Origin of the sequence: Streptococcus jiangjianxini (assembly GCF_040225085.1) — a bacterium.
In the GTDB taxonomy this organism is placed as follows: Bacteria; Bacillota; Bacilli; order Lactobacillales; family Streptococcaceae; genus Streptococcus; species Streptococcus jiangjianxini.
Window position 1 is genome coordinate 18,373 of record NZ_JBEHGL010000024.1, and the last position, 10,646, is coordinate 29,018.

Annotated in this window: 13 protein-coding genes, 1 rRNA gene and 2 pseudogenes; 13 read left to right on the plus strand and 3 right to left on the minus strand. The window is 34.8% G+C overall.

What is annotated here, in order from left to right:
• The first annotated feature begins 11 nt into the window (after window positions 1-11).
• Entirely contained in the window at window positions 12-506 is a 495-nt protein-coding gene (locus tag ABP870_RS09490) for a sigma-70 family RNA polymerase sigma factor (protein WP_350015154.1), read from the plus strand.
• A gap of 70 nt (window positions 507-576) precedes the next feature.
• Here the strand turns inward: ABP870_RS09490 and yaaA are convergent, their stop codons facing one another.
• From yaaA to ABP870_RS09505, 3 genes are read right to left on the minus strand one after another with little or no spacing between them, the layout of a single operon-like run.
• On the minus strand, window positions 577-1,314 hold the full coding sequence (gene yaaA / locus ABP870_RS09495; protein WP_350015155.1) for a peroxide stress protein YaaA: 738 nt from the start codon (window positions 1,312-1,314) through the stop codon (window positions 577-579).
• A gap of 18 nt (window positions 1,315-1,332) precedes the next feature.
• Window positions 1,333-2,001, minus strand: coding sequence for a rhomboid family intramembrane serine protease (locus ABP870_RS09500; RefSeq protein ID WP_350015156.1), 669 nt, complete (start codon window positions 1,999-2,001; stop codon window positions 1,333-1,335).
• Entirely contained in the window at window positions 2,001-2,531 is a 531-nt protein-coding gene (locus tag ABP870_RS09505) for a 5-formyltetrahydrofolate cyclo-ligase (protein ID WP_350015157.1), read from the minus strand. Before ABP870_RS09505 ends, ABP870_RS09500 begins: the two co-directional genes overlap by 1 nt.
• A gap of 121 nt (window positions 2,532-2,652) precedes the next feature.
• Here ABP870_RS09505 and ABP870_RS10675 point away from each other — a divergent pair.
• The 12 genes and pseudogenes from ABP870_RS10675 to ABP870_RS09560 all read left to right on the plus strand — a co-directional run.
• Window positions 2,653-2,796: pseudogene (locus ABP870_RS10675) on the plus strand (ISAs1 family transposase); the annotation flags it as partial.
• A 9-nt stretch (window positions 2,797-2,805) separates the two neighbouring features.
• Window positions 2,806-2,921: pseudogene (locus ABP870_RS09510) on the plus strand (ISAs1 family transposase); the annotation flags it as partial.
• A 110-nt stretch (window positions 2,922-3,031) separates the two neighbouring features.
• Window positions 3,032-3,298 (plus strand): IreB family regulatory phosphoprotein, encoded by a 267-nt coding sequence (locus tag ABP870_RS09515; RefSeq protein WP_062710759.1) that lies wholly within the window; start codon window positions 3,032-3,034, stop codon window positions 3,296-3,298.
• Window positions 3,298-3,717 (plus strand): Holliday junction resolvase RuvX, encoded by a 420-nt coding sequence (gene ruvX / locus ABP870_RS09520; protein WP_350015158.1) that lies wholly within the window; start codon window positions 3,298-3,300, stop codon window positions 3,715-3,717. Before ABP870_RS09515 ends, ruvX begins: the two co-directional genes overlap by 1 nt.
• 15 nt (window positions 3,718-3,732) lie before the next feature.
• Window positions 3,733-4,038, plus strand: coding sequence for a DUF1292 domain-containing protein (locus ABP870_RS09525; RefSeq protein WP_350015159.1), 306 nt, complete (start codon window positions 3,733-3,735; stop codon window positions 4,036-4,038).
• 270 nt (window positions 4,039-4,308) lie between these two features.
• A complete protein-coding gene (locus ABP870_RS09530; RefSeq protein WP_350015160.1) occupies window positions 4,309-5,841 on the plus strand; it encodes a hypothetical protein in 1,533 nt (510 codons plus the stop codon).
• A 137-nt stretch (window positions 5,842-5,978) separates the two neighbouring features.
• A complete protein-coding gene (gene nrdD, locus ABP870_RS09535) occupies window positions 5,979-8,123 on the plus strand; it encodes an anaerobic ribonucleoside-triphosphate reductase (RefSeq protein ID WP_405054651.1) in 2,145 nt (714 codons plus the stop codon).
• Window positions 8,124-8,138: 15 nt separating this feature from the next.
• Entirely contained in the window at window positions 8,139-8,273 is a 135-nt protein-coding gene (locus ABP870_RS09540) for a hypothetical protein (protein WP_350015162.1), read from the plus strand.
• Between the two features lie 19 nt (window positions 8,274-8,292).
• A complete protein-coding gene (locus tag ABP870_RS09545) occupies window positions 8,293-9,225 on the plus strand; it encodes a Gfo/Idh/MocA family protein (RefSeq protein ID WP_350015163.1) in 933 nt (310 codons plus the stop codon).
• Window positions 9,206-9,733: a GNAT family N-acetyltransferase gene (locus tag ABP870_RS09550; protein ID WP_350015164.1), complete on the plus strand. Its 528-nt coding sequence runs from the start codon at window positions 9,206-9,208 to the stop codon at window positions 9,731-9,733. Before ABP870_RS09545 ends, ABP870_RS09550 begins: the two co-directional genes overlap by 20 nt.
• Entirely contained in the window at window positions 9,720-10,277 is a 558-nt protein-coding gene (nrdG, locus tag ABP870_RS09555) for an anaerobic ribonucleoside-triphosphate reductase activating protein (protein ID WP_350015165.1), read from the plus strand. Before ABP870_RS09550 ends, nrdG begins: the two co-directional genes overlap by 14 nt.
• Window positions 10,278-10,529: 252 nt before the next feature.
• A 16S ribosomal RNA gene (locus ABP870_RS09560) occupies window positions 10,530-10,646 on the plus strand; the annotation flags it as partial.

Consider the following 10,646-nt stretch of genomic DNA (forward strand, 5'->3'; position numbering starts at 1 on the left):
GAGGTTATAATATGTTTAATGATGAGTCATCGTTAAGAGAACTACCATTCGATGAATTGTGCCAGTTAATTCGACCAATTGTTTTTAAGTTTATGCGACAGTATCATATCCATCTTTGGGAAGTTAATGATTGGGAACAGGAAGGTATGATCTGCTTATTTCGTTTGATTCAGGATAAACCGTCTTGCTTGGATTGCCGTTCTTTGTTCTTTGCGTGTTTTAAAACAAAATTTTCAAGTTACTTAAAGGATGTTTTACGATCTCAAGAAAGTGATAAGAGAAGGCTTAATCGTTTACCCTATGAAGAAGTATCAACTTTGAGTCACTCTATCTCTCAAGGAGGTTTGGGAATAGATGAGAAGATTATTTTGAAAGATCAGTTACTCAGATTACGAGAACAATTACCGATTCAAAAGAAGCACCTTGTTGAGTTATTGTTAAGCGGGGAACGTTTCAAGGGACGCAGTGAACTCTTGAGACAATTGAGAGGACTTTCAGAGGGATAGAAAAACTACCAGTTTGAGGGCTTGCTCAAGCTGGTAGTTTTGGTTGTGATAGTGTGCTGCACTAGATGATTTAAACCTTTCGAATATAGATTAATTCGTTTTGATTATTAGATTCTTTGAAATGATAGTTTTCAAAGGAGAGCGCTTTTAAATCCTTTATTGTTTGACATTCCTCCATTGCGGCTGCTTTTAGAAAGTAACCACGTCCTTTTTTGGAAATAGTGGAGTGTTGTTTCCATTTTCCTGAATGATCTTGCTCGTAGAATCTAACTGTTATTAATTTTTGACGATTTATTGTCGAAAAAACCGTCTCAAATTCAGATGATAATAGTGAAATGATTGTTTCTTGTTCGAGTGATTCTATAAAATTATCGTAGTCTTTTTTCCAAAGGTTTTTTAAGGATTGGTTGTTGATCGATAGAGATGTATTAAAATCCAGCCGATGGGGCTTAATAAATTCAGAGATTGGAATTATGCCATATAATGCGGTTGTGATAAATGTTGTTTGATTAAGGTATTCTTCGGCATCATTTGATAGGCCTGTTTTTAGAGTTCGGTACATTAAACCATTATAAAGGTTAAGTGCCTTGTAGGAGAAACTTGTGTCTGAAGTGATATCATACCAACGTCTTTGTTCTTTTTGAGCAGTCTCGTCTTTTTTGAAATGATAGATAGAGAGTATTTCGCTCAAATCCTTTTGTGACATTTCGTCTATAATTTTCTTAGTGTTATTTGAATATATTTTTTTAATTTTTTCTGGTTTTTTCTCGACCATTTCTTTAGCAGTTGGTATTAAAAAACGTAGCATAATTGCTCTTTCCTTGTATTAATGTGTTATGGCAAATGTAGTTAGACTAATTAGAATGAAAAAATAGATAATAAAGGATATGATTTTAGGAAATAGAGATAGGTTAGTTTCTTTTTTAGGGCTGAATGTTATGCCTAACAAAAGACCGCCAATTAGACCTCCCAGATGTCCAACAACACTAACATTGGGAGTGAATAGATTGAAAATAAGATTGACAATAATAAGAGTTCTGTAAGAATTACTGAGATTTCTTAGATTGTTATTTTTACTGAAGTAACCTGTGACAACAATTGCAGCGAAAAGACCAAAAATTGAAGTAGATGCGCCTGCTACAATGACGTCAGGGGTTAATAATAGCACAAATACGTTTCCCATCAGGCCAGATAGAAGAAATAGAACAAAGAATTTTATATGCCCATACAGTTTTTCAGACAATTGTCCAAGGAAGAAAAGGGTGACAGTATTAAACAGGAAATGTTCCCAACCGATATGAACGAAAATGGGTGTAAAAAGGCGCCAAAAATGGGACATGTTTTCTTTTAGCACACTCCCGATTAATCCACCAAAACGATAGATAACATAGGGGCTTTCAGCATTTCCAGGATGTAACATTTGCATACTTAAGAAGACAAGGGAAATACAGACGGTAAATAAAATGGTGATAGGTGATTTTTTTAATGTAGACATTATTGTAATAGTTTTTTTACTGGAATATCGAATGAATCTTTTGGAAAGTGTTGGAGTTGGAATGGATAGATGGTACTGATAGTCTCGCCAGTATAGTCTGCTAAATAGCGGTCAAAATACCCAGCACCATAACCAATCCTGTAGCCATCAGGCGAAAAAACAACCCCAGGGACATGGATAAAATCAATGTTAGATTTTTTAACTTCTATATCTGATGTTGGTTCTAAGAGACCAAAGGATGTTTTTTGTAAATGATTTTTATCATATTTTACAAAAATCATTTTACCTTTGGGATAAGTTTTTGGAATAACAACCGTCTTTTTATCCTTAATAGCTTGTGAAATAAAAAGGTTAGTATTAAATTCATTGGCTGTTGAAAGGTAGGTGGCAACAACCTTAGCATTTTGATAAGAAGTTGTAGAAATTAATTTTTCTAAAAGCAAGGCATCAGCTTTATTTTTTTGCAAAATATTTTTTGAAAACTTTTTCAGTTTCAAAATCATTTTTTTTCGTTGTTCATTTTTAGTCATGTTCTTATCTTATCATGAAGTCAGATAAAATTCTAATATTCTTCAATAGCTTATACGAAGTGTCCGTTGGTACACGTCAAACTCATGAAGAAACAATCGTTTTCAGAAATCTATATCATAAATGACAAAATCAATAGATGCCCAACGTGACGAATTGGATAAGCGTCACATATGGAAAATCCGCTATCGCTTATCAACTATTCTCTTTTTAGTTTTCGTTTGCCAGTCAGCTGGTATTGAAAGTTGGAAGGATGTGGAGGCCTTTGCCGGTTGTCTTCGGGGGCATTGGTTGGTGGAAAGTATGCACTGGCTCTTGGATGTTGTCTATCGAGAATATTACAAACAGACTTTGATAAACGTGTCGCATTTAACCTAAATGTTATCCGAAAACGATTGTTTCTTCATGCGTATGACGTGCTGTTGATATTGTTTTAGTTGTCTTTGATTGTTAATTATGCTATAATTAACAATCAAAAGCTTGTGAGAAAGAAGGTGTAGGTATGGGATTTACAGATGAAACTGTGCGTTTTAATTTAGATGATGCTAACCGTAAAGAGATTAGCGAAACCCTATCAAATGTTTATCATTCCTTAGCTGAAAAAGGTTATAATCCAATCAACCAAATCGTAGGCTACGTTCTCAGTGGGGACCCAGCTTACATTCCACGTTACAATGATGCTCGAAATCAGATTAGAAAATATGAACGAGATGAGATTGTAGAAGAATTAGTGCGTTCTTATCTTGTTAATAATGGTGTAGAACTTTAATGAGAATAATGGGACTTGATGTTGGTTCGAAGACGGTAGGAGTAGCTGTAAGTGATCCTTTAGGGTTTACAGCTCAAGGTATCGAAATTATCGCAATTGACGAAGAAAATAAAGAATATGGTTTAGAGCGCCTAGCTGAATTGGTTTCCGACTACAAAGTTGATAAGTTTGTCGTAGGTCTTCCGAAGAATATGAATAATTCTGAGGGTCCACGTGTAGAAGCAAGTAAACTTTATGGAGATTTAATCAAGGAACGTTTTGAACTTCCTGTTGACTATCAAGATGAACGCCTAACGACCGTCCAGGCTGAGAGGATGCTAGTTGAGCAGGCAGATATTAGCCGTGGCAAACGTAAAAAAGTTATCGATAAATTGGCAGCACAGTTGATTTTGCAAAACTATCTAGATCGTATGTTTTAAGTTTAAGGAGAAAAAATGACAGAGAATCATAATCATGAACACGAACCAGAAGTTATTACTTTGGTTGATGACCAAGGTAACGAAAGTTTATTTGAAATTTTACTTACTATTGATGGTAAAGAAGAGTTTGGTAAAAATTATGTTCTATTGGTTCCAGCTGGAGCACAAGAAGATGATAATGGTGAAATTGAAATCCAAGCCTACTCATTTACTGAAAATGAAGATGGTACAGAAGGTGATCTTCAACCTATTCCGGAAGACTCAGATGTTGAATGGGATATGATTGAAGAAGTATTTAATAGTTTCATAGATGAAAATTAAGTTATTGATCCGATTTTTAATCGGGTCTTTTCTTTTATGAGATATTACTACGAAAGCATCCTATTTTTCCGAATGAATAAGTGAGATGAAAATAACTTGTATAATATCATTGAACTTAACGGAAGAAGAAAAGCAATTTATGAAGCACTATCAAGAAAAAGATTATCACTATTTTAGAGATATTCAAAAATATGCTCTACTTTTGGAAAAATTGACTAACGTGTAAATTCTGTTATACTTTGTTAAGAAGTTAAAATAAGGAGAACACTAGTGGCAACAAGTTACCAGGAAAATAGCACGATACCCTTAGATGATATAGATTCTTTTGATAACAAAATAAGTACTAACATTGGTGGATTGGCTCATTTTTATGTAATCCTCTTGAGTGCTATGGTTAGTGCCGTGTCTATCTTATTACCAGTTATAAAAGATTTTTCAACAGTGGAACAAACGCAAAATCTTTATACAGGCCTAATGATGTCAAAAGGTGTTCTACCTTACAATGACATTTATGCAACGGGTGGTTTTTTATATTATGCTGTGATAGCGTTGTCATACTTTTTAGGGACTAACTTATGGTTAATGGTCATTCATTTTTTAGCCTACTATATTTCTGGTCGGTACCTGTACAAGATTATTATTGATTTAACTCATTCAAATGAACTGGCAGTTGCCATGAACTTATTGTTTTATCTTTTTAATCTCATTCTGGGATTTGGAGGACTTTATCCTATTCAATGGGCTTTTCCATTTCTTCTAAGTATGATTTGGTTCATAATGTCTTATTTTAAGAATCAAGTTAAAGATGAATGCTTTATTATTTTTGGTGTCGTAAGTACAGTAGGGCTATTTATTGAACCGCGTCTTTTAGTCTTTTGGCTAATTTCGAATATCACTATTCTCATTTTTAACCTCAGGTCAAAACGTTTTGCACGCGGATTTTACCAAGCTTTATGTTTTATTTTTGGAACAATCTTAATTGGATATATTGTTGGTTATTTTATTTTTAATGAACAATTATTGGCGGAGTACATTGCACAACCAATTTTATTTAACTTAGTGATATTTCAATCTGGTCACGAGAATCTTCTAATCAGTGCCATTTTTCAAGCTATTCTTGTCCTTTTTTCAGGACTTTATCTTGGATTTATGAGAGATAATCAAAATGATTTTACACCAGTAAAGATTATTTTAATTAGCTCTATCATTGTTTATAGTATTTACGCACTTCTGTCACAAACTTTTAATAGTTATTACCTCTTGTTTGTGATTGTGCAAGGTATTATTTTATCAAGTCGGCGTCTAGTAAAGGATTATCAATCAAGCTTATCTAGTAGAACTCATCGTCGCAATAGGCGAGGATCTTTAGCAAAACAGTTTTTCTATAGTTATTTTACAAAAGCTTATTTATTACCTTTAATTTTGCTTATTGGCGCTGTAGGTCAGTTGGGATACCATTATTACCTAGAATCTCAAAACAAAAATGAGCGACAAGAACTGACTTCATTTATATCAAAAAATACTGATAAAGCTGAAAAAATCTATATTTGGGATAATCAAGCTACTGTTTATTTGCAATCAGAAAGACAATCCACATCAAAATTTTCTATTCCAAATTTGTACACGGTGACATCTAAAAATAAACAAAGTTTAGAAGATAGTTTGCTTCAAGATAATGCTGAATTTTTTATCGTTAAAAAAGGTAAGAAACTTAACAAAACTATAGCGAATAATATTTCGAGACATTATAAGCAAATTAAGGTAAACGGAGTAAACTCTTTCATTATCTATAAATTAAAATAAAATCAATATATTGTGTCTTAAAAGTTTTTTTGACACAATATATTGATTTTTAAGTTTCCTTATGTCATAATAACATCTATCAGGAGGTTTTTTCAATGACAATGCAAGAAGAAATGATAGCGGAAACAAGTCTAACTATGTCAAGTTTAAAACAAGTTGAAAAGTATGATGGAAGAATAGTTGCCTTTGATATTCAAAAATTAATTGCTAGTCTTGAAAAAGCTATGGTGGCAAATTCTTTGTTAGGTCAAGAAAAATGGCATACTATTTTAGAGGTTATTTTAGAGAAACTATCTAAAAAGAATGCTCCAACTCTCAAGACAAAAGATATTCAATTAGTAACCCTTCAAACATTATTAGATTACCAAGAAGAAGATTTAGCGAAAGCGTATCAAGAGTTTTCCAAATCAAAACAGGAACATAAACATCAGGAAATGGATATCAATGTTGCTATTGATAAGTTAATTGGTAAGGATAAAGCAATTGTCAATGAAAACGCCAATAAAGATAGTGATGTTTTTAATACCCAACGTGACTTGACGGCAGGGATTGTTGGTAAGGCCATTGGATTGAAGATGTTACCTATGCACGTGGCCAATGCTCACCAAAAGGGAGATATCCATTTTCATGATCTAGATTATAGCCCTTATACGCCAATGACAAACTGCTGTTTGATTGATTTTAAAGGTATGCTGGCTAATGGTTTCAAGATTGGTAATGCTGATGTTGAAAGTCCCAAGTCTATTCAGACGGCGACTGCTCAGATTGCTCAAATCATTGCCAATGTCGCTTCTAGCCAGTACGGTGGTTGTACAGCAGATCGAATTGATGAGTTTTTAGCACCCTATGCTCAATTAAATTATGAAAAGCATTTAAAAGAAGCTAAGGAATGGGGTCTTGAAGGAAAACAAGAAGCTTACGCAGAAGCAAAGACGCAAAAAGATATTTACGATGCGATGCAGTCTTTAGAATATGAAATCAATACACTCTTTACTTCAAATGGTCAGACACCATTTACTTCATTAGGTTTTGGTTTAGGGACGTCTTGGTTTGAACGCGAGATTCAAAAGGCTATTTTAGCCATTAGAATTAAAGGTTTGGGTAGTGAGGAACGTACGGCTATTTTTCCAAAATTAATTTTCACCGTTAAACGAGGATTGAATCTAGAACCTGATTCTCCCAACTATGATATTAAACAACTGGCTCTTAAATGTGCTACCAAGCGCATGTATCCGGATATTGTTTCTTACGATAAGATCATTGAATTAACAGGCTCATTCAAAGCACCAATGGGCTGTCGCTCATTCTTACAGGGATGGAAAGATGAAAACGGACAAGACGTGACTTCAGGACGTATGAATCTTGGAGTAGTGACACTCAACTTACCTCGTATTGCTTTGGAATCTGATGGGGATATCGATAAATTCTGGGATTTATTCAAAGAGAGAATGCAGATTGCTAAAGATGCTCTTGTTTATCGTGTTAATCGTGTCAGAGAAGCTAGTCCAGCGAATGCTCCAATTCTCTATCAATACGGTGCTTTTGGAAAACGACTAGGCAAGACTGAAGATGTTAATCAAATATTTAATAAGCGTCGTGCAACAGTATCGCTCGGATATATCGGACTTTATGAAGTGGCTACAGTCTTCTATGGTCCAAACTGGGAAACCAATCTAGTTGCTAAAGACTTAACTTTGGATATCATTCGACAAATGAAAGAAGCTTGCGAAGCTTGGTCTGATGAGTATGACTATCATTTTTCAGTTTATTCAACACCGTCAGAAAGTTTAACAGACCGTTTTTGCCGACTAGATACGGAAAAATTCGGTGTTGTTAAAGACATTACGGATAAGGAGTACTACACTAATTCTTTCCATTACGATATCCGCAAAAATCCAACACCGTTTGAAAAATTAGATTTTGAAAAAGACTACCCTGCAGTTGGAGCATCAGGTGGGTTTATTCATTATTGTGAATACCCAGTGCTACAACAAAATCCCAAGGCGCTTGAAGCTGTTTGGGATTATGCTTATGATCGTGTCGGTTATTTAGGCACCAACACCCCAATTGATAAGTGTTATCTATGCGATTTTGAAGGAGATTTTGACCCGACAGAACGCGGATTTAAGTGTCCAAACTGCGGTAATACTGACCCTAAAACAGCAGATGTTGTCAAAAGAACATGTGGTTATCTTGGTAATCCACAGGCTAGACCAATGGTCAAAGGTAGACATAAAGAAATTTCAGCCCGCGTTAAGCATATGAATGGCTCATCATTGTAAAAGAAAAGGAAAATCATGGGAAAATATCAGTTAGATGATAAAGGAAAAGCACTTGTTCAACGCTTTCATGAAAAACATTCAATAGTGAAATCAGATAAAAAAGCGCGTGCACAGGAACTATTGAAAAAAGCTAAAGTGAAGCAAAAATAACGATCAGGAGAAAGATGACATGTTAAAAATAGGACTTGTTGGTATTGGAGGGATTTCTCAAAAAGCTTATCTTCCTTATATGAGACAATTACCTGATATAGAATGGCATCTTTTTACACGAAATAGTGATGTTAGGTACCAAGTATCAACTCTATTTGGGCAATCTTACACTTACGAAACATTAGAAGCGTTGTTAAAAGAACCGCTGGACGGTGTTTTTATTCATGCGGCAACTAAGGCTCACTTTGATATCGCTAGTCAATTTTTGGCACTGGGAATTCCTGTTTATATGGATAAACCATTAACAGAAGACTATGAATCTTCTCAAAAACTCTACCAATTAGCTCGAGAAAACAACACTTTTTTAATGGCAGGTTTTAATCGTCGTTTTGCACCGAGAGTTTTTGAAATGACAGAACTTCAGAACAAGCGACGTATTATTGTTGAAAAAAATGATATTAATCGTGCAGGAGATTTTCAATTTAAACTGTTTGACTTTTTTATCCATCCTTTAGATACAGCTTTATACTTACTTGATGACAAAATCAATTCAGCTCGTTTTAAAGTGATTAAAGACAATAATCTTCTGAGTCAGGTTTCAGTGATACTCGAGACAGACCAGTCAGTTGCTATTGTAGGGATGAATCTTCAATCAGGTAGTCGCAGAGAAATTATAGAGATTCAGACACCTGAAGAAACCTATCATCTTGAAAACTTAGATGAGTTAACTATTTTTAAAGAAACAAATCAGTTAATAAAACAATTTGGATCTTGGGACACGACACTATACAAGAGAGGTTTTGAAACCATTATTGACAGTTTTCTTGAAGCTATTCAAACCAAGCAAAATCCTGTTAGCCCTCAATCCAGTTTGTTAACTCACTGGCTTTGCCATCAAATTAACCAATCCAGCGCAACGAATGGAGTGCTTAATGTCGAATTACCAAAATAATCTCATTATTCGCCGACCAACGATTGCTGATAGAAAAACAATCCTCGAGATGATTGAGGAGTATCACAAAGCCGACAGCTCAACTAGTGGACTGTGGAATTTTGCTAACAATCAGGATAATTTTGAACGTTGGATAGAAGCTAATCTCTTACAAGAAGCTGGATTGTTAGGAGAAAATATCCCAGCCATCCAGTTGGTAGCTTTTAATGATCAAAATCAAGCCATTGGCTTTTTAAATATTAGATTGCGCTTGAATCAAAAGTTACTAGCAACAGGCGGTCATATTGGCTATTCTGTTCGACCAAGTGAAAGAGGACGAGGTATTGCCAAAACGATGTTGAAAGAGGCAATTGCTATTGCAACCACAAAAAATATTCAAAACATCTTAGTGACTTGTCATCGAGATAATCAAGCTAGCCGAGCAGTAATCTTAGCTAACGGTGGCGTTCTCGAAAATAGTATTGATGAAACGGAAAGGTACTGGATAACAAGTAATGAACAATCCTAAACCTGGTGAATGGAAATCAGAAGAGTTAAGTCAAGGGAAAATAATAGATTATAAAGCTTTTAATTTTGTTGATGGCGAAGGTGTCAGGAATTCCTTATATGTGTCCGGCTGTATGTTTCATTGTGAAGGTTGCTATAATGTTGCTACTTGGTCTTTTAATGCCGGCATACCATATACACAAGAGTTGGAAGAACGGATTATAGAAGACCTATCTCAGCCCTATGTACAAGGTTTAACACTACTAGGTGGAGAACCTTTCTTAAATACAGGTATTTTGATTCCTCTCTTAAAACGTATCAGGACAGAATTGCCCAATAAAGATATTTGGTCTTGGACAGGCTATACTTGGGAAGAAATGATGTTGGAGACAGATGATAAGATAGAGATGCTGAAACTGATCGATATTCTTGTTGATGGTAGGTATGATCGGAATAAAAGAAATCTTATGTTACAATTTAGAGGCTCATCAAACCAGCGAATTATAGATGTTCAAGAATCACTTAAAAGCAACAATATTATTATTTGGAAAAAGTTACAAAATTAGCTTGACAAGTTCAATGCAAATATAGTAATATATAAAAGTTCTCAAATCACCCCATAGTTGTCATAAGACTTTTGAAAAAAAGTTGAAAAAAGTTATTGACAAAGTTCGGGAGGTTTGTTAGAATAAAGAAGTTGTCTCTTAGGAGGCGATAAGACCTTTGAAAACTGGATAAAGAAACCAAACGTGCGGGTTACATTAAGTAACCTGTCAATAAAAGAAGAAAAAGTCAGATGATATCTGACTGAGTACAGTTCAAATGAGAGTTTGATCCTGGCTCAGGACGAACGCTGGCGGCGTGCCTAATACATGCAAGTGGAACGCATTTATAACAACCGTAGCTTGCTACACTTGATATAAATGAGTCGCGAA